General features: G+C 40.5%; 11 protein-coding genes. 3 read left to right on the plus strand and 8 right to left on the minus strand.

The window, feature by feature from the left end; genetic code table 11:
* Positions 1 to 18: 18 nt before the first annotated feature.
* From WDA22_15685 to WDA22_15710, 6 genes are all read right to left on the minus strand, one after another.
* Positions 19 to 3,123 (minus strand): biopolymer transporter Tol, encoded by a 3,105-nt coding sequence (locus WDA22_15685; protein ID MFA5834917.1) that lies wholly within the window; start codon positions 3,121 to 3,123, stop codon positions 19 to 21.
* A gap of 47 nt (positions 3,124 to 3,170) precedes the next feature.
* Positions 3,171 to 5,345: a ribonuclease R gene (gene rnr / locus WDA22_15690; GenBank protein MFA5834918.1), complete on the minus strand. Its 2,175-nt coding sequence runs from the start codon at positions 5,343 to 5,345 to the stop codon at positions 3,171 to 3,173.
* 8 nt (positions 5,346 to 5,353) lie between these two features.
* Entirely contained in the window at positions 5,354 to 9,865 is a 4,512-nt protein-coding gene (locus WDA22_15695; GenBank protein MFA5834919.1) for a hypothetical protein, read from the minus strand.
* A 3-nt stretch (positions 9,866 to 9,868) separates the two neighbouring features.
* Positions 9,869 to 10,351, minus strand: a complete 483-nt coding sequence (rfaE2, locus tag WDA22_15700; GenBank protein ID MFA5834920.1) for a D-glycero-beta-D-manno-heptose 1-phosphate adenylyltransferase — start codon at positions 10,349 to 10,351, stop codon at positions 9,869 to 9,871.
* Positions 10,351 to 11,346: a D-glycero-beta-D-manno-heptose-7-phosphate kinase gene (gene rfaE1 / locus WDA22_15705; GenBank protein ID MFA5834921.1), complete on the minus strand. Its 996-nt coding sequence runs from the start codon at positions 11,344 to 11,346 to the stop codon at positions 10,351 to 10,353. The genes rfaE2 and rfaE1 overlap by 1 nt, the downstream gene beginning before the upstream one ends.
* A 277-nt stretch (positions 11,347 to 11,623) precedes the next feature.
* Positions 11,624 to 12,034, minus strand: a complete 411-nt coding sequence (locus tag WDA22_15710) for a hypothetical protein (protein MFA5834922.1) — start codon at positions 12,032 to 12,034, stop codon at positions 11,624 to 11,626.
* Positions 12,035 to 12,064: 30 nt separating this feature from the next.
* On the opposite strand from WDA22_15710, the gene WDA22_15715 reads away from it, so the two are divergent.
* The 3 genes from WDA22_15715 (at position 12,065) to WDA22_15725 (ending at position 13,975) form a co-directional block, all read left to right on the plus strand.
* Complete coding sequence (locus tag WDA22_15715) at positions 12,065 to 12,232, plus strand: hypothetical protein (protein MFA5834923.1); 168 nt, start codon at positions 12,065 to 12,067, stop codon at positions 12,230 to 12,232.
* A gap of 81 nt (positions 12,233 to 12,313) precedes the next feature.
* Positions 12,314 to 12,856, plus strand: coding sequence for a hypothetical protein (locus WDA22_15720; GenBank protein MFA5834924.1), 543 nt, complete (start codon positions 12,314 to 12,316; stop codon positions 12,854 to 12,856).
* Between the two features lie 285 nt (positions 12,857 to 13,141).
* Complete coding sequence (locus WDA22_15725) at positions 13,142 to 13,975, plus strand: IS1 family transposase (protein ID MFA5834925.1); 834 nt, start codon at positions 13,142 to 13,144, stop codon at positions 13,973 to 13,975.
* 282 nt (positions 13,976 to 14,257) lie between these two features.
* On the opposite strand, the gene WDA22_15730 is transcribed toward WDA22_15725, so the two are convergent.
* Together WDA22_15730 and WDA22_15735 are read right to left on the minus strand one after the other, a co-directional pair.
* Positions 14,258 to 16,060: a family 10 glycosylhydrolase gene (locus tag WDA22_15730; GenBank protein MFA5834926.1), complete on the minus strand. Its 1,803-nt coding sequence runs from the start codon at positions 16,058 to 16,060 to the stop codon at positions 14,258 to 14,260.
* Between the two features lie 242 nt (positions 16,061 to 16,302).
* Positions 16,303 to 22,062 (minus strand): DUF4350 domain-containing protein, encoded by a 5,760-nt coding sequence (locus WDA22_15735; protein ID MFA5834927.1) that lies wholly within the window; start codon positions 22,060 to 22,062, stop codon positions 16,303 to 16,305.
* Positions 22,063 to 22,076 lie beyond the last annotated feature (14 nt).

Consider the following 22,076-nt stretch of genomic DNA (forward strand, 5'->3'; position numbering starts at 1 on the left):
TCATGGCATGATTGAGACCTAGAAATCTCCGCCTAAAGAAAAATAATATTTTGGAACAGAGAAACTAGAACCATTATAAGACCATGCCACGTCAATCTTCAACGGCAGTCCGAATAAGAACATTCGCACTCCCATCCCTGTTCCAATCAACAAATCTTGTGTCGCGATATTTCCCTGAGAGTCTTTTCCAAAAGCACGGAATGCTTTCTCCTTTGTCCATGATGAACCGACATCAAGAAATGTTGCCCCGGTAATATTTCCAAGCGCAATAGGGAGCCCACCCGTCACCAGATACTGGATGAACGGATACCGTAGCTCATAATTCATCAATGCATATTTTGTTCCATTCTTTACATTGTAATTAAATCCACGCATGGGAAGCGCCGGCGTAAGGAATGCAAAATCTTCAATATTCACAATTGGGATTCCGCCGTTTTCAAATTCCCGATTGATCCATCCGTCCGTACCGCCAATAAAGAACCGTTGTGCATTTTTGCCGGTGCTTATTCCACCAGAATACCTCATCACAAAGGAATAAGTTTTCCAGAACTTAAAATAGGTTCGGTAATCAGCCGTATATGTTTGAAAATCAAGCGAGTTCTTTTCGAGTTTTGGACTGACCATAGCGTTCACATTATAGCGTGAGCCATTGTTCGGTGATGTATAACCCCACAGCGTATTATCGTGCACATATCCAATACTTGGAATGAGCAATTCTCGGCGTTGGTTGGGGATGACGGAATATTCAAGATTTTCCCTGAGCAGATTCATCCAGGAAATACCAAACTCAAATCGATTGAAGCGGTCTAGCGGCATCGAAGCTGATCCGGAAATTCCCCACGTACGGAAGCGATACAAATTTACTCCAATCTGATCTTCAAGATACAGGAAGCGCGCACTATGATATCCTTGAACACCATAATCAATAAATGCTGGGAGATAATAATAGGCAAGCACATAATCACTATTTTTCAAATCAAGCAGCAGGTTCGTTAAAAAATAAATTTGATGATCGCCCAACATATCGCTGAATGCCATCATCGTAGTACCTTGCACTCCGTAAAACGTGCTGAACGCTGCATTTCCATAAACAATATCGGGGGAAAAGTTCAGTTTATATTTATTGACAATAAAATTGCTATCGTCATCCATATTCCCAGATATAGAAAGTGATTTTGTATTCAGCGTCGGAATATTTTCTGATTCCTGTTGTTTGGGTGCCTCGTCATTAAAAACATAATGATTAAAATCAATGTGAACGTTTTCACCATACACGCTGGTTGTATCGCTTTTTACTTCTGCGGCATTGAGTGCAGATAAGGAATCGGTATTTCGCTTTCCGGAAAGTTGTTTGCGCTTAATATATTCCGTTGGTTCCAATTGAGCAACATCAAGTTTTTTCTCAAACGGTGTTTTCAAAAGGAAGATATCAAATCCCGCCTGATCCAAAGCAGAAAAAGCAAGTTTATTGCCATCCGCTGATAGAGAAAGTTGATATACGCCTGTGATGGAATTGGTGATCGGTCTATCCTGCTGTGTAACAAGATTTCGCTCATACACATTACCATTGCCGTTTCTGTCGGAGACATACAATAGTTTTTGACCGTCCGGTGAAATGACTGGTGAAGTTTCATCACTTCCTTCGTCGCTGGTAATGCGCACAACAGTACCGCTGGAAACTTCAAGTGAATACAGATCTAATTGTTTATATGCTGCCCGGACCATCTTAAAGTTTGCCGGGAGCATATTGCGGGAAAGATTGTCTTTTCGATCAGAAACGAAATAGATCTTTGTTCCGTCAGGAGACCATACCGGATCGGAGTCTGAAAACGGATCGTCCGTAAGATTTTTCAATTCTTTGGTTGAAAGATCATAAGAATAAATATCCGATTGGTACGATGTGTTTCCGACAAAAATGATCTTATCCCCTTTGTGCGACCAATCGATGGTGAATATTCCTTCAAGATCGAACTCAATCTTTTCCTCGTCACCGCTATTGACGTCGATCAAATAGATAGCATCCCGTTCGCCGCTTTTTGCTGCCAAAGCAATCTTTTTTCCATCGGGGGACCAGCTCATTCCCGGCGTGAGTAGATGCAGCTCTTCAAAATTTTTCGTCCGTTGACCATCCACCACTTTGGTGATCTTATTATCAATCGTGGACATTATATAGACATCAAAATAGTCATCACGGTCTGAGATAAACGCCAGTTTGTCTCCTTGGGGCGAAATTGCCGGACTGGTGTTATAAAAATTATTTTCTTTTACATGGTTCGTCATGCGGGTTGAAAAATCTTCCGGTTCTTCACGCTTGGCAACATCAGGCCAGTAGAGTACTTTTTGTTCTTTATGCCAACGTTCAGAAAGTTCTTCCACACTTAAGCCAATAGCGCTCTTAAAACCCGCATCAACATTTCTCAATGACTTTATACGGTGTAATACCTCGGCAATTTTTTGATCGCCGTATTTGTTTGCGATATAATAGAAAACGGATTGACCGCCACGATAGGCGAAATATCCTCCTAAAAATTCAATCGGAGGAAGATATGTGTTGATTGTTGCATCACGCATGAACATGTCGGAGTTCGTATCCCATTTCAGAGCCTCATATTCGGCAAATCCTTCGCTAATCCACATCGGAAGTTGTATTCGGATATTGTTGGATATAATCGATTGGATGGAACCGCCGTAGAACATGTCATTCATTACAGCATGTACTAATTCGTGATGAATCACATGGCGGAATTGACGATAATTTCCTTCAAACGGAAGTACGACACGGTTTTTAAACAGTTCGGTAACACCGCCGATCCCTTCTTCAAGATATTCCCCAACAACATTTGTTTGTTGAAAATCGTTATGTGAATTATAGACCATGATGGCGATGCGGTTGTTTAATTGATACCGCATTGTGTTGCTGATGGATGTGTATGCGGATTCGGCAGCAAAGGCTGCGAAATTAGCGATTGACGCTCCGCCATCATAAAAGTAAATATCGAAATGACTTGTTTGAATGAACGACCAATTGAATGGTTTATATTGGACTTTATTTTTTCCAAAACTCCCATCCTGCGCCAGAAGAAATGATGAACAAAGCGCGAGCACGATCAATAATTTTTTCATAACTACCCCGTTGTGTCTTCTACAAATAGAACAGTCCAACAAAATCTTTAATTCCTTCGTTGTTTCCCTTTTTTCTTTTTTCCCTCTTCTTTAATATCCGTTTCAACAAGGACAAAATCAATCTGTCGACGCTCTGGAGTGACTTTCGCCACCTTTACAGTTATAGAGTCGCCCAAACGAAGTCGTTTCCCTTTTCGTTCACCAATCAGGGCATATTGTTTTTCGTCAAAAACATAATAATCATCATCCAGATCCCGCACATGCAACAATCCTTCCACAAGAATGTTATTGATCTCAACAAAAACTCCATATTGAATTACACCGGAAATTATCCCCTCGAATTCTACGCCGATATGCTGACGCATATATTCTACCTGCATTACTTTTACGGAATCTCTTTCCGCTTCCGCAGCAGCTTTTTCCCGTTCCGAACAATGTTTGCACATTGCGGGAAGTTCCTTTTTCATGGACTGCTTTCGCTTCTCGTTCATTCCGTTTGTATAATCCCACAAGAGCCGGTGCACAAGCAAGTCAGGATAACGGCGAATCGGTGATGTAAAATGGGAATAATGCTCAAACGCCAAACCAAAGTGGCCAATGTTGTCCGTAGAATAAACTGCCTTTGCCATGCTTCTTAATGCAACTTCATTGATAAGATTCTCTTCCTTTGTCCCCTTGATCTCAAGAAGAAGCTGCTGCAAATCTTTCGTTGAAGAAGACTGCGACACGTTTAATTTGTGTCCAAACTTTCTGACAAATTCTTCCAACGTGCGAAGTTTTTCTTTATCCGGCAAATCGTGGATACGGTACACAAACGGAAGTATTTCACCATTTTTCTGTAATGTTTCGATATGTGCTGCTACCGTCTGGTTTGCCAGCAGCATACATTCTTCTACCAGTTGATGACTCTTCAATCTTTTTTTAATGTAGATGTCAACCGGTTTTCCTTTGTCGTCATAGGTAAATCGTGCTTCGGGCGAATCAAAATCAATGCTTCCATTATGCATCCGTTTTTTCCGGAGAATTTTTGCCGCAGACCACAGTTGGTTCAACTCTTCTGAATATTCCCCTTTTTTATTATCAAGAATAGTTTCCGCTTCTTCATAGGTGAATCTTCGTTTGGAATTAATGACACTTCGAGCAAACTCGTATTTTCGCACTCTTCCCTTATCCGTAACATTCATGAACACGGTATACGTTAGACGATCCTTGTGAGGAACAAGACTGCAAATGTTGTTGGAGAGTTTTTCCGGAAGCATTGGAATTACTTGATTGGCAAGATAAACGGATGTTCCTCTCGCAAATGCTTCCTGATCAAGGACGCTTCCTTCAGTCACATACGCACTGACATCGGCAATATGGACACCGATTCGATATGAACCACCTTCGAGCACTTCAATAGAAAGCGCGTCGTCAAAATCTTTCGCATCGTGAGGATCAATAGTGAGTATTGCTGTTTTACGAAGATCCAGCCGTTTATCTATCTCAGTTTGAGGTATCTCCGCAGGAATGCTTGCTGCTGCATGTTCTACCTCTTTAGGAAACGATGTTGGTAATCGATATGCTTGTATTACCGAGCGAAGCTCAACGAATGGATCGCCCGCAGCACCAAGGGTGGAAATAATCCGGCCTTCGGGATTCTTATACGGATCATCCCATTCCACAAGTTCTACGAGCACTTTATCGCCAGATTCCGCTCCATTTAAATCTTCGGGAGGGATATAAAAATCCCGTTTCACCGTCGGGTCATCGGGAAGGACAAAATAGAAGCTTTTGCTTTTCTGCAGTGTCCCGCCAAACTGTGTGTGAGCGCGTGAAACCACATTCAAGACTTCGCCCGTGTTTACCGAAGACTCATTTTTTTTATTTTTTTTCGAAACAAATACCGCAATATCAACAACATCTCCATTGAATGCCGTATGTAACGATTCTTTATCAATAAAAACTTCGCCGTGATTGGTGGTAACGACGCCGTTTCCTCGTTTATCAACTTTCACTGTACCTTGAATTTTGTTCGACGTGGCGGCAATGTGATATCCGCGCTGTTTCGTCCACTTCAATTCTCCTTTATCCACCATAGTATGTAAAATATGGCGAAGCTCTTGAAATTCACTTTCTTCGGAGATGCGAAACAATCTTTTAAGCTGACGCGATTTGAACCCTTCTTTGGTCCGTTTGGAAAGATATGCAATGACCTGGTCACGCAATTGATTGGTTTTCATGAGGTATGTTAAAAAGTGAAGCGATAGAAAAGACGCGCACCAAGAATTGTGCGTGCTTGAATTGAATAGTCATAGTTCTCAGTTTTTTTCTCAACTTCAAACATGAAATTACGGTTCTGCTTTCCCAGCACCGGCATCTGAACGCTGATGTTGGTATTGTTGACATCCTTAAAAACGCGGCCGCCGAAATTGATCACCGCATCCATAAATTCACCGGTGATGTTAATGTCTGTTTCCGACGTCACATTACGCACTTCTACTCGTTTTACAAAGGGAATATTATTTTCTTTGATGAAGTCCATAACCACACCGGAAAGTAAGCTGTTGATGAACGTTCCGCCGATTGCTTCGGTCAATTGATTTCCCAACCGATTACGATCATACAAAGACAACTCTTCGCGGAACCGACCGGATTCGCCGGAAGACGAGGTCAATAAAAATGCAATCGCGTCGTTCTCCACATCACCAAGTCTTGGAATTTCCCGATCATTCTGATCAACAGTTGCCAATCCAATCTTTAATTTAGGATTAAAACGGTTCCCTGTAATTTCCAATGATACAACTACTTTTTCAATATCAATAGCTTCAGCGCAATTTCCGGTTTCCGGATCGGGTTTTTTACAGTGTGTTCCTTCATATTTTGCAAGAATATTTAATTGAGGATTTTGTGCATCCCCGACAAATGTCAGAGTTCCTGTCGCTTTAAACTCCTTGTAAAACTTATAGTTTGAGCCCTCACCGACATTAATTGTTCCTGTCAGCTGTTGTCCGGATTCATCTTTTTTCAACACCATCTTTCCATTCAGTTCGGCAGATAACTCTTCGTAGGCTGTAGCTTCAGCATTAAACACCATTTTTACGCTGACGTTTCCTTGAGTCTGTATCGTCAATTCGTAACCGAACCCGTCTAGAAATGTTCGCTCACCATCTTTAGCTTTTAATGTGGGACTAATCATTTGAAGAATTTTTTTCACCAATGTTGTGTCAACGATACTTCGGGAAGTATCATCCACAAAAACCACGTCGTCAAAACGGGCAGAAGAGAATGAAGCTGATTGCTGTGTAGGAGGAAATGTGATAAACGCTTCTTGCACCAACACTTCTCCTATTACTCTGGAACGTTCAAATGTCCCTTCGAATTTCAATCCGTTCTGCCCTGTTCGCGTGATGAGACTTCCAAAAAATGATTGATTTGCTGCTCGTGAATTTTCCGTCAGCACCAATAATTCACCATTCATTGTTAAATGATACTCGGAGGGTGCAAATCCCTTTAACAAAATATAACCTCCTACAGAAACTACACCGTCGGAATAATCCTTTTTCATATTGCTAATCTTGAATTCAGGAAACTTCATTCGCTGACTGTCCAAAACGATCTTTCCCGCTACAGTATATTCAATCCCCGACATTTCTAAACGGAATGATCCATCACGCACACGCAAGGATCCCGCCATTAAAGGTTCGCTCAATGAACCGGTAATATCGATCATTCCATCCGCTTTCCCTTTCATTCGGTCAATCTCAGGAATAAAGATGTCGAACATTTCAACAGGCAGATTCCCCGCTGTCAATCGAATATCCATTCCTTGAAAACGTGTTCGATTATCAACATCGGTAAAGCTCAGATCGATGGGAACTACTCCTTCAAGATTAAAACTGGTCGCTGTGTCTATTTTTTGCTCATTGCTTAATTCTATCTTAATTCCTGCTTTTTTCTTCGCATAATTGAGAGCCACATCCAAATTGCCAAAATTGCTATTGCGGTAAGAGATATCCTTCCCCTCCATTTGTGAGAGTATGATAGGATTTTCAACCGTTCCGGTAATTTTTACTGCAGCATCTATCGTACCGCCAAGAGCAAACGCCTGCTGTCTGAATTCCGGTGATGTATTCACAAAAAAGATATCCGACAATGCAAAGTTCGTTATGGATGCATCAACCATAATGGCTCCACGGTAATCATACTTTCCTTTTATAAAAAACTCTTCATCCCCGCGAATAAATATTGAAGAGTCGATGATAAAACCGTCCCGTGTTTCGGTCGCAATAAATGGACCGGAATTTTGAATCGCCAAGCCTTGATATTTTGCATTCAATCGCGATATGGTGAACCGATTGAGTAAGTCCGATACTTCAATTTCACCTTCTACCGCAGCGGTAAGCATTGTATCAATATCTGTTGCAACAAAATATTTCCCTTTTTGATTGTTGAAGTCGAAATTCAATTGCATCAGCCGAAACGAGGTTTTATTCACCGTGAGTTCATCACCGTTAAAACGAACGGTCATGTTCAACGGATCGATCGGTGAGATCAATTCGGGCAAGGAAATATTTTTTAGTGCATAATCTAAACTGACATTTGTTGCACCAATATGTGCCGAAGTGTCTGCATAACTACCGTGAGCGAGTTGAATAATTCCGGATGACGATGAATGTACTGTATCGCTCTGAATTGATCCTTTCGCTGTTCCCACAAGATCTAATTCCGGAAACCTGAAAAATGTTGAAATCGGCTTCAAATTCTTCAGATTCAGATCATAGGAAAGAGAACTTTCTCTGAGTGGAATTGACGAATTGTCTGGCAGCGAATCCAACACTAGATGAATCGTTGAATCAATAATCCCCCGTTGATATGTATATATCTTATTTAATCCGGCAAGATGTGTCTGAACATTATTCACAATATCCTTGATAGTAAATTTTCCCTTTATCTGACCATCCACAAGCGGGGATTGGACGGTAAGGATATCGTTATTGGTTGAATCTTTCAGCCACTTTACAATAATCTGGGCGCTGTCAAACGGAATTCCATTGAAATTGGACTCGTGAATATCAATTTTGGTGTCAGAATAATTATCAAACAATGATAAACCTTTTCCGAACCGATCGATATCAAAGGATATATTTGACGTATAAAAATTGTCTTGTAATATTGGAGCCAGATTCAATCCGCGGATTATTCCGGAAAGAGCATATTCCGGCAAATTTTGATCGGTAAAATCTATCGAAGTTTTAAGAGTAATATTACCATCAGGCGAACGAAGCGCAATATCGCTGTTGAATTTCTTCTCATGTGCTTTTATTGAAACGGAGGTGGCGTTCAATGGAATATTTCTAAAGGAAGAAGAATCTATTTCAATAGTTGCTTCTGCATTTAACTTATCCAGTGAAACTCCTTCTCCTTCAATAAAAATTCTGGTATTCAAACGGGAAGTGAGCTCATTCGTTGCAAATATTTTTTCAAAATTTACGTCATTTCCGGCAAGAATCCCTTTGTAATGTATATTTTCTTCCGTTATGACCATTTGTCCGTCAACAGTTACAGTCCCTGCGGCAGATTTTATCTTGGAAATGGCAAGAAAATCAAGAGGCTTTCCGACAAATTGAAAATCCAGCGTTATCAATCCAAGGTTTTTATAATTCGGAATGTTAAAATACGGCATCAATGTCGGGACATCGTCAGGATTAATTGTGCTATTGGATGAGACAATATTTAACCGAAGATCTTCGGGTTTGTAGACGTTCGATACGGTACCAGAAAGCGAAATAGAAGAAGTACCAAACTTTGTATTGAGACGCTTCACTGAAACATTTTCAAAATTTCCTTCCATCTCACCCTCAAAAATTATATTCCCTTCTATAAAATCTAATGAAGGGAGAAAGACTTGAATATCACGTGAAAGAATATTGGATGGGAAAATGGTGAGTGATACCTGACTTCGGCGAAGATCAATTAAATCACTGATTGCAAAAGCATCAATATTATCTATCGATACAGATGTTTTGATTCGCGAATCCGGGGTAATAATAGTAAGATCTTTTACGGAAGTTTGTTGTTTGGTATGCCGAACATTGGCAGAAAGTTTTGCAAGCATGAAATTCTGCTGCAATGATAAAAACGAGAAATCAGTAACAGTAACATCAATCTCTTTTTCCGAATATTTTCCACGCAGGTCAATATTGACCTTTTCAAGAAGAATATTGTGGTAATTAATGCTTGGTTTTCCGTTCCGATCGACGATCGATTTGTCATATTCTCCCGTAGAATCCGTAAGGTGAAACCGTGCGTTGGATATCCGAACACGGCGGGCAGTGATTAACAACGTCGACTCCGTGGAATCTTTTAGTGATGGGTTTTTCGCTAAATGATTAACATTCCAATCGCCGTTCTTCCACCGAGTGAGATTAATTGAAGGATTTTCCAATGTTAACGTATCAATGGATATTTTATTTCTGAGAAGATCAAGCGCATTGTATTGAACGTTAAGTTTTCCCGCCTCTAAGAATGGAGCGCCGTCAATATACATCATGACTGTATCCACAGTAAATCCGCTGAAAAGATTTCCATTGATCTCGCCGATGTAAATATCGGCATTGAGTTCGCTAGCAAGGTACGTATAGAAGGTCGACCGAAGCGTTTTGCGAAACAATGGAGTCTGCGTGAACAGTGCGGTTCCGATCGCCACAAGTATCACGGCAAGAAAAGAATACAAAAATATTTTAGAGAGCTTTTTTATCATGAATTATTTCTTACCAAAGCGGCTCACGATTGTTTCCACAATATTGCTGGTAGATTTATCCGGGACAAATTCAATTGTTTGAACTTTTCCCCCGGCACGCTCAACAATATCTTTCCCAACGATGTCGTTGAGGGAATAATCCGCCCCTTTCACAAGAATGTCCGGTAAAAGCAGCGATATAATATTGTAGGGCGTATCTTCGTCAAAAAGACAGACCGCATCGACACACGCTAATTGAGATAAAACAAATGCTCTATCCTCTTCCTTCACTATTGGCCGAAGATCTCCTTTGATTCGTTTCACTGAAGCATCGGAATTCATTCCAACAATTAAACGATCACCAAGCGATTTCGCTTTGGTTAAATATTCGATATGTCCTCGATGAAGAATATCAAACACGCCATTGGTGAACACAATGGTAAGATGTTGTTTCTTCCATTGGGTTCTTGTTTCAGCCAATGTTGATTGCGTGTAAACGTTTCCCATTAGAATTGTTTTTCAAGAATTGTAGAACGTAAGATCGCCGGATCAATCGGAATAATACCAACTTCACCGCAGACAATACCGCCGGCAATATTGGACAACATGGCTGATTCTGCGATAGATGCTCCGGAGACAAGAGCAGCTGTTAACGTCGCAATGACCGTGTCACCCGCACCGGAGACATCAGCAACCTTGCGTGCATGTGTCGGTATATGGGACACTCTTCCGTTTTTTTCGAATAGGTTCATCCCGTTTTCACTTCTGGTTAGTAAAACATTCTCAGCGTTCAGACGTTCCAAAAGTGTTCTACCTGCAGTTATTACCTCTTCGTCCGTCGTAAGTTTTTTTCCCAGTGCTTCTTCCGTCTCTTTTTTGTTCGGTTTAAAGACCGTAACATTTTTGTATTCAAAAAAATTGTTGAATTTTGGATCGATGGTAATAATTTTTTTGTGTGTGTTTGCCAATTGTATGAGCCGGATAATCAATTCCTTTACAATCACACCTTTGTTGTAATCTTCTATGATAATTCCATCGATTGAATCAATATGTTTCTCAAGAATAGCGAATATTTTATCCTGCATGGATCGATCGATATCTTTCTTCTCTTCACTATCGATCCGAACAACATGTTGGTGATGTGCAATCACGCGGGTCTTGGTAGTTGTCGGTCTCGTCGGATCAGTCACAATCCCGTCGGAAGATGTCCGCTGTTGTTGCAAAACAGTGCGAAATTCTCTTCCGCCGGCATCATCGCCGACCACCCCGACCAAAAATGCTTCGGCGCCGAGCGACGTGATGTTATTGGCAACGTTAGCGGCACCGCCAAGGCGCGACGATTCACTTTCCACTTCAACAATAGGGACAGGTGCTTCCGGGGAGATGCGGTTTACATTACCCCACACATATCGGTCAATCATTACATCACCAATGATGGCGATGCGTTTTGTTTTAATAACGGAAAGGATTTCGTCTATTCGTTGCTGTGTAAAAGATACCATAGGTTTCAACAAACTTGCATTAATACTAAGAATATAGCCAATAAACCACCGACTATCAATTTAGGTAGTGGTGCATTTTGGAAGGGGGGTGTAGTATTATGACTCCTCAAGAATACAATGTTTGGCTTGCAAAAGGCATTTTATACTACTCTATAGCTCAATTTTGCGGTTTTATGTTAACATACTACCTTATGCGTCGTGAAATATGCAATGATGCAATATCGGACTTATGGGATTGGTGCAAAGATAAATTTAAGAAAAACAGAAGGGGGAGTAATTAATCCGGTTTTTTATTTTCCAACTTCTGAATTTCACTTTTGTTTGTCATATAATCCTTAATGGTTTTATTTGTTGCGTCGGCATTTTTTAATATTTCCAGTATTTCCTCCGCCGATTTATCTTTTCCATCTAAAATTTTTGAAATTTTTAACATCCGGACAATGAACAAATCAGAAGGATATATTATTGCACCGGCGTTTGCTTTGTCTGCACGCTTCAGAGTCATATCGCTAGTATATTTCCAACTATCAAGAGCAGATTTTATTATTATTTCTAATTTGTGTCTTTTAGATTCAGCATGAGAATTTATCAAAGCAATGATTACACCGCCAATAATCCCGACAAGCGCACCGAGTGTAGTGAAAAATCCAACTGTGTGTTCGGGTTTTAGAGAATTAAGCCATTCCATAACGAAAGTCCCTTTCCAAGGAGAACAAAAATGAGTAAGAAAAAAGAAGTAAAACCAAGAGAACCATATACGATAGCCACAATTGCACCATTGGCGAGAGTCCTTTATCCGTTGGTGAAAGATTTAACGCTTAAAGAAGTAAGTATGTTGGCGTTTCGGATTCATATTCTTAGCACAAAAGAGGCGGTTGGGTTATAGTAAATTTGGGTATATGTAGCTCTCTTTTTTGCCAAAATCAAGGTTTGACTATAAAAACCTTTATTTCTATACTCTCGCAGTATGGAAAATGAAGAACTACACAAAAAGGCAAAAAAATACATAGAGGAGTTTTTAGACTCAACCTATAGATGGACAGAAGATGCGGATAATACCACATTCTTTGAAGCATTAAAAGACGAGTTAGAAGACACTTTGGTGCGTTTATGGAAAACTAAAGTTGATTATGAGAAGTTTTTTAAGGAAATAATTGCGGACTATGCAAGACTCTACAGAAGGTTTGAGAAACGCAATTATACCATAAAAGAGATAAGAAGAGACAGCAAAAAATATAAAGATCATGCTGAAAAGTTTATGAAGCACAATGTGAAAAAGGAAACAAAAGAGATTTACGATGAAATAGATGCCACTGACGCGGATATGCAAAGCAAAAAAGCTAAAAGCGCACTTTCAGTAGCAATCCGACTTGTAGCTCATAAACACCAGATGGATGAAAAAAAGTTGGATTATCGGTATAGGAAATTCAAAGAACGAGAACGCAAGGAAATCGCAAAAGGCAAATTGAAATCTAAAAATCTTAGACATTCGATTGTCCAAAAATCTTAGCCGTTTCTAAAGAAGTTCTTTTTGTTTTAGACATTCAGCGAGTCCTAATTCTTATGTTTATTTTTGAAATAAACGCAAGGATGTGGGACTATGAAACACAAAGTTTTTTCTGGCACTACTCACAAACCAAGAGATTCGATATAAATAAAAGCGGGGCTTACAGGTGCTTGATACACCTATAAACCCCTTAAATCACTGCCCGCTTGAACGGACAATGACCTCAACGCAAATATACGTTCATGGTCGGGCAAAATCAATAACCTTACATAAAAGGAGATTTTCCCTATGAACGTTTTACCGGAACAAAAGAAAATTCTCGTGCTGAACGCTCTGATTGAGGGTAATTCAATCAATAGCACAGTACGAATGACTGGGGTGAATAAAAGAACCATCTTACGCCTACTCGTCTCTTGTGGGGAGATTGCAAGAGAGATTCAAGATTCTTATTTGGTAAATCTGAAAGCCCGATACATTCAGGTAGATGAGATTTGGACATTCGTAGCAAAGAAACAAAAGCAGGTTAGAACGCTTGATAGCGGAGAACTTGGCGATCAATACGTCTGGGTTGCAATGGATAGCGAGACAAAACTTGTTGCTTCCTACCTCATCGGAAAAAGAAGCTATAACAACGCTCAATCTTTAATGAGTGACCTCAAATACAGAATCCCCGCCAAGTTTCAACTCTCAACCGACTCGTTTACCGCTTATTTCAAAGCCGTTGATAATGTTTTCGGAAACGATGTGAACTACGGACAAGTCCATAAAGTTTATAATGATTCAACTGTTACAGAAAAGAGATATTCGCCCGCCAACATCAAGGAGGTAATAATACGCCCGTTAATCGGTGATCCTAAAAAAAGCCGGATTAGCACCTCTCATATTGAACGGCAGAACCTTACAATGAGGATGCAAATGAGAAGATTTACACGCCTTACCAATGCTTTTAGCAAGAAATTGAAGAACCTAGAATGTGCCGTGTCGTTACATTTCTTCCACTACAACTTCATGCGGATTCATTCAACGCTTAGAGTTACTCCCGCAATGGAGGCGAATATTACAAATAGGCTTTGGAATTGGAACGAACTCTTAAACTATAACTCTTTTGCACAAGCTATATGAAAAAATCAATGGAAAACCATAAAAGGAGGTTGTATGTTAAAAATTAAAATGCACCACTACCTCAATTTAGGTTGACGCCTTAAAAACACAAAATCCTGCATGTTTTGCAGGATTTTGTAACGCTAATATGAATGTTGGTAGAAGTGGTCTCAAAAATGAATTTTATTGTCATTCCGAACGAAGTGAGGAATCTCGTTTTTACAATTGAAGACAAAATCGAGATTTCTCGATGCTTCGCATCTCGAAATGACAATGATTAGGTATTTTTGAGACCACTTCTAATTATTTTTGCAGAATCATTTTCTTTGTCTCCACGAAATTTCGGCTGATAAGTCTATACAAATAGACACCACTCGAAAGATTTTCGCCCGAGAATTGATACTGATGATCCCCAGGCTCAAGTTCACCTTCAATCACAGTGGCAATTTCACGTCCCAAAACATCATAGATTTTTAAAATAGTATAATCAGTTTGTTGAAGGACAAAGTGAATGGTTGTAACCGGGTTAAAAGGATTCGGATAATTTTGGTGAAGGGTGAATGTATATGGTAAGGTGATCTCTTCAGCAACACCGGTAACGGTGATGGTGGTCTTTGCCGATGCATCGCTTTCGTTGTGCAATTTATCGAACGCGGTGACGACATAGGAATAGGACGATCCGTTTGCAACAGCATTATCGGTAAACTTGGTTGTGTCCTTGGTTGTAATTGCAATAATCTGCCGAATATCATTCACATTGATTGTATCGGGTGTTCGTGCGCGATAGACTGCAAAATACCGTGCTGTGTCGTTATCCGATGCGGTTCCCGATTTTTGCCATTGTAATTGTACTAAATTGTTTGATGTCAATGAGATCAGATTAACAGGGGCGAGAGGTGGAACATTGTCCAGCCATGACATCGTCGGGTGCAGTGCTGGATATCGGAATTGATTATTCCGAAGTGAATCCTGAATCCCTTTAAGATTGTTTGTAACAGATCGTGAACTAAAAGCAACAAATCCTTGCGAACGACTATTCACTCTATTTAAGTTTATTTGATTTTGAATCTCACTTGCAGGCCAATTACTTTCCGATACTGATAAACGATATACAGCATTTCCAGTATATAAATGACGCCCATTCGCGACAATTTTAATAGTATCACTCCACCATGGCATTAGTTTGGAATAATCTTGTCCACCTCCTATTGCCCAATAGGTTTGCGGATTAATATAATCTACTTTTTTATTTATTAACCAATTCAATGGATCACAATAAATCTGTGTATACGCATTCAAACCACTAACGCCAGCCGGATACCCCGGTTTCCAAATCCCAAATGGACTGACGCCAAATTTCACCCAAGGCTTTATCGCTTTGATACTGTCGTGAACCATCGCGATAAATTTGTTCACGTTATTCCTGCGCCAATCGCCGATGTTTGTATATGCTCCCTTATAATTTGCAAATGTCGCGCTGTCTTGATTCGTCATTCCTCCATAAGGATAAAAATAGTCATCAAAATGCACTCCATCAATATTATATCGCCGCACGACATCCATAATGACGCTTCCCGAATAATTCTGCACGGCTGGAATTCCCGGATCGAGAAGTTTGTACGGACTTGCACCATACGTAATATTCCATGAAGGATGAGTCTTGGAGATATGCGTACTATGTACGCTGCTGGTGTTTGCAACAACTGAGCGATACGGGTTGAACCACGCATGAAGCTCCATGCCCCGTTTATGCGCTTCATCGATCCAAAATTGAAGAGGATCATAATACAAACTCAAGTTTCCCCCCTGCGCTCCAACAAGATATTCAGAAAGCGGTTCAAGTCCCCCTTGATAAAATGCATCACACGAAGGACGGACTTGAAATAAGATCGCATTGATATTACTCTGTTTGTGATTGTCCAGAATCTTAATCACTTCAGCTTTTTGCTCTGAGCTGGAGAGAGTTTTACTCGAAGGCCAGTCGATATTGGAGACCGTTGCAACCCACGCGGCACGAAATTCTCGCTTCGGAGGAGTGGATGATTGTGCAACACCAAGCGGAGAAATGAAAATGATTGTAAGAAATATTTGTAATATTGGTTTCATTCGGTACCATGAAGTTAATATACGAGGTGTAAATCTTTAATGATAATGTACCGTTATAACAGGGAGGAATCAAGGCGGCATATCTAGGAGGATTTTACAACAATAAAATTTATCAAGATGTCAGATCTCATCGGAACGTCTGATAAAACGTTCCGTTTTTTTTTGTAGTATAAATGGCCAATCCTCCTGCTTGGAACGGACTTGTTCGCCAAAAACTGGCGGATAAACTGACCGTTCCGATATTACTTGATCAAAACCATTTTCTTCGTTTCGGTGAAGACTTTTTCGTTATTTGACACAACACTTACTTTATAAAAATAAACACCGGTTGCAACAGTGGTGCCGACTTCATCTTTTCCATCCCATTCAATATTGTATGTGCCAATTGTTTGAAATTCACTTTTTAAAGTTCTTACACGTTGACCGAGCATGTTATACAACTCAAGAGTAACATGTCCGCTATGGCCGAGCACATATCGAATTAGGGTTGATGGATTAAATGGATTCGGATAATTTTGCAGTAATGCATAATCGAGAGCGATCAAGGGAATACCCTGTGTATTCTTTTCAATAAATTCTGTTTTCCCAGCAACTAATCTAAAATTCCGGCGCGTTTCATTCTTCATCATCGTAAATTGATACTGATACGTATTGCTCAAAAGAACAGCTTTTTCTGTTGCTTTATCGATCAGATACAGTGAAAAACTATTCGGCAAATTCCCAAATTCGGTCAGTGCAAGTTCCACATTCGATTGTACTCTTGATGAGATCACTTCAAAATCCCAATACAGTCCCTCTTCGTTCGTTTCGCGAATATCCATTGCATATGATCCTGGCTGCTGTTTCCAATGTTTATTGGGGAAGCGTACAATTACATAATCGGTCGGCGTCGGTGGCGGTTCAGAAATATCGAAATTGTCAAATTCTTCTTTGGCACCGGAAGCCACACCGGCATAATTATCCAGATCGCTTGATTTCCCAGACTGCGCCGAGATGCCGATTCTCCATTCACCTTCCTTCAAGTATGAAGCAATAGTGGCATTTTTCCCCAGGTTTGGAGTTGGACTTGGAATATCGGTGATATCCTGAGGATTGATGTAGATAGTGAGGCTATCCTTCGTAAGGTTCTTGACAAAATATCCGGTAAATTTATCCAATGCGAGTGATTCCGCCTTAAATGAGGTACCATCAAATCCCCAAATTACATTCTGCACAGAATCATGGGTAGAGTGTTTCCAACTGACTTTAAATGGAAATGGATTACCAATAATTGAATAGCCAGGACCGATTTTGATTGGGAAGAAATTCTGCACCGGAACAATTGTGGCATTGCCGGGAGTCAAATCAAATTGTCCGCGTGTAATAAGCCAATAGGCTTCACCGCGACGGAACGAATTGAATTTATCACTTGGAAATTCCGCGTACTTCGCTGCCGCAGGATCATAACGTCCAAACAATCTCCAGATCAACGGATTTGGTTCTCCCAAACTTTTCAGGACGGATTTAATATCAGAATTTTCCAGATCGAACGGAATGCTAACCAACTGATATCGTTCGTTCGGAGTTTTTGCCGGCATTTTTACTTCGTAATCTTCTGTAATACTCAAAACATTCAGTACAAATGCCAGGTTATCTTTAATGGCAATATTCGGCGGAACTGAATCGCTCTTGGAATCAACTCTCCACGCATCTGCATCTCCCATCAGTACAATTTTTCCTTTTCCGATTTTATTCAATCCAATCACTGTGGGCTGAACAATCGAAGGAGTGCCAATTGTTTTTCCTTTTCCTGAAGTTGTCACAAACGGTATCGCACCATCAGATACGTTTACACTGCTGCTTGAGAAGAAAACTAACGTGTCTACATTCGCAAAGTAGGGATGTTTGGTATCGGCAAATGTCGTCAATAATGGAGCAAGAGGAGAAAGCATATTTGCCGTTGAATCAACAACAACATCGTTATTCAAAGAAAGACTTGTCGACCATAAAGAGTCTTTAAGAAGTGAATTTAATGCATCATTATTTCCTTCCTGCACAGAGTTCCCCAAAGCAATCAACAATCCTCCATTCTTCACAAAAGAACTTATCGAGTCGATTTCCGGTTTGGAGAAATTTTTCTGAGGAGTAACGAGTAGTAGGATATCATTTCCATGCGGCTGAAGAACCGGCGCACTGAACGTAACTTGTATACCGCTTTTTGATAAAAAGGCAAAAAGCAATCCCAATCCTTTAACAGAATCCGTAAGAGGAGCAGCAGAATTATGCTGAACATCCACCAACAGACGTTTTGTGACAACAAGTTTCGCAATAGCAGAACCGTTTGCCGTAAAGACGTACGATGGCTTTCGAAAATCATTTGTTGTAAAAATATATCCCGCAGAATGTCCGCCGACAGTTTTAGGAGAATACGTAATCGAAACAGTATCTTGTTTGCCCGGTAAAATAGTGGAAACACCAACAGTGTCTAAAATAAAATTTAGATCGGAGATCGGATTGGACTGCGGTAAGGCACGGAACGATAATGGAACAACACCGTTATTTTTTATAATGGACCTCATTGTTTTGGTGCCGCCAAACGTGATAGAACCAAAATCAAAAACTGTTTGTGTCACTTCAGCAAATGGAAATCCATTCACAGTAAGAACAGCAGTATCCGGGACAGAGCTTGTTCCATCATTAACGTTCACAACGATTGTGTCTTTTCCAAGATGGGTCGCTTCGGGTTTCCAGGAAAATGTTCCATCACTTTGCAGAGTTGCGTTGCTTGGTGATTTTACAAATGCGAATGTTAGATTTTCATTGTCAGGATCGGTCGCTGAATATTTGAAATTTACTAACGAATCAACAAATGTTTGTAGATCGGGAAGTTTCGCAACAAACTGCGGTAAACGATTTGTATTCAGAACAGTAATTTTTGCCGTATCCAACAAAATGAATTGATGCTCCTGTAACTTAACAACAATGGTATAGATTCCGGATTGTGTAAAATCAGGCGTCCAATTCAATTGTCCGCTTTGTGAAATAGCCAATCCTGCAGGACCTTGTGAGCCGAGCGAATAAAACAACGTATCATTTTGTACATCCGATGCTTTATATGTGAATGAAAGTGCCTGGGCTTCGCTGATAATTGTATCATTTAATGTTGCAGTAAAAACAGGCGACGTGTTTTTTATTTCCACCACAAAATAGGCTGTATCAAACACTCCAATATTTGCATCTCCCATTTTAACAACCAATCGATGTGTTCCAACTTGGGCAGTGGTCGGCGTCCACGAAAACTGACCTGCTGCCGATATTACCGCACCTGTAGGACTTTCGGCATTCGTAAAGGTGAGATTTTCATTATCGGGATCTTGTCCTGTAAACGTGAAATTCGTTGTTAACCCTGGTTCAGTGAATGTTGTTTCGGGTAAGACCTGTGTAAATACCGGCGGTCGATTTACATTGTTTATAGTGATATTTGTTATTTTTGTTGTGGCTCCATTATTAGCATCTCGTACACCGGTTGTGATACTCACATTTCCGGATTGATTGAAAGCTGGTTTCCAATTCATCACACCTGAAATTGAATCAAGAGTCATTCCAAGCGGAGCGTTTACCATGAAGAACTTAAGGAGATCATTGTCCGGGTCGACTGCGTTATAATCAAATGTCAACTGCTGATTCTCATTGATGGAGGTATCCCCCATAACACTGGTAAACAATGGAAGTTGATTATTGTTGGTAACAGTAATAGCAACCGGATCGTCTGCAAAACCTCCTTGTTGATCGAACACTCGAACTGTAAAATTAAACACATTGGCTTGATTAAGTGTAGGAGTCCACGAAAAAAGTCCCGTGATGGAATCAATTTGCATGCCCGCCGTTTGTCCTTGAAGATCAAATCGAACTGAATTTCCATCCGGATCAAAAGCATCAATATCGAATACAAGTGATTGTTGTTCCTGGATTGAGGTATCATTTAAGAATCGTGTAAAAAGGGGAAGTCTATTCGTATTATTTACATTGATGTTCGTTTGTTTTGATGCACTTCCTCCTTTTCCATCCGACACGGAAACAATAAAGCTATGAACACCGGATTGAGAAAATCCCGGTTTCCAATTGAACACGCCGGACACCGTATCGAGCGTCATTCCTATAGAAGGGTTTTGCAGCGCAAATTTCAGTTGATCATTATCTCCATCAACGGCATCATAATCAAACGTCAACTGCTGATCTTCACTGATTGTAGTATCGTTTAATGCTTTGGCAAGCAATGGAAATTGGTTGAGCGGTGGAGCAATGGTAATCTTTCCATTTTTGATGGTCGCTGTTGGTTGTAACGGTCCGGGCTCATTGCATTGAAATTCCAAAAATGTCAACGGCGAGAATTGCCCCTGTCCGGAAGGTGCTTTGTGATAAAACCGTAGAACCGCAAATGTTCCCACTCCTGCGAGTGATGTTGTTCCGGAAAACGCCATACGAATAACGGCAGCAGAATCATTTACGGCAGACTGCATTCCGCTAGAGAGTGTTCCGGCGGTGTTTAATCCTCCAAAACGGATTTTGGTTGTGTCATATCCAATTTTAATTTGTGTTGATAAAATACCAAGACCTGTCACATTACTGACGGAGAGCGTAACATCAACAGAATCACCAACGCGAACAATCGTATCAGGTAATAATGCCATAAAATCATTAACCGTGATGGAGATGCTTCCGTCAAATCCTTGCGCATCATATGCAGAGAGTGTAATAGATCCTCTCGATTTTGCTTTTACTTTTCCCGTGAGCGAATCAACAATTACTCGTGACGTATCTGATGAGTACCATTTAAATGGCGCTGTTCCTCCTACGGCACTGTATGTTATCGTATCCCCACGCGTTAACACCAGAACATTCGGATTAATATTAATGATTGGTCCGCCGATAGGATTAAAGATACCATTGTCAATTGTAGCTCCAATAGTTTCATTGAACAGGACATTTTGTAGAGTAAGGTTTGAACTTACCACGGCAAATCGTTTCACCTGAAAGCGCACATACGCAAGAACTCCTTTTCCTGTGAGCGTATCGGATCCTGCCATCGCAACATCTATGGTGCCGGTCCCAAAATTGACTGTCGGAATCCCCCACGATTGTGCAATTGTTCCCGTTGTTAAGACTCCCTTGGGAACAAGAGTGTTTGCGTTAAAATTAAGTTTCCACTGTGCCGAAATTATTCCCAATGAAGTCACATCAGAAATCCGGATCGGAAGATCGAATGTGAGATTCTGCATGATGGAAGTATCCGGAATGGAGAGCGTGAGACCGTTCAATGAGGCTGAATTGATCTGGAATGTGTTGGATTGATCCCAAAGTCCGAAAGAATCCGTTACTTTAGCGATCGTCTGGCCAACTTTTTTTCCGACAAGTCTGCCCGTTGCGTCAATTGAAGCAACCGATGTATCACCAACGGTCCAAACCAATGGAGGCGTCATATCGCCCGTTGCAGAAAAGAAGATGGTATCTCCCACAATTTTATTTTGTGGAGGATTCTTTGGATTGATAAAAATATCCATCGGACGGAATGAACCATTATCAATAATCACCGATGGTGCTCCTTCATTCAACATTGCCCCAGAAAGAGAGACAACTTCCGTCACATTTGCTGCCGCCGATGCATTTACCAATACTTTTAAATATATCAGAACGCCTTTTCCTGTAATTGGCTGAGCGTTTGCAAAAATAATCTTTTTCGAAACATTGTTATATAAAATACTTTGCGTTCCCCCGAGCATTGTCCCGGCTGTGTCGACGCCAGTTACGGTAAATACGTTATTCACTGCAACAGTAAATTCACCTGAAATAATTGAATCTGTTGTAGTTAATACATCATCACAATAGATGGGATAGGAATATGTAACGCCGCGTTTGCCAAGTGAATCCGGCATTCGAAAATGCACTGTGTCGATTTGTGCATAAATAATGCCGACACTGAAAAGAGTCAAAAGGACAATACCGTATGGATAAGATTTTTTCATCAAGACTATTTTTT

The organism is Bacteroidota bacterium, from assembly GCA_041658205.1.
Classification (GTDB): Bacteria; Bacteroidota; Ignavibacteria; order UBA10030; family UBA8401; genus UBA8401.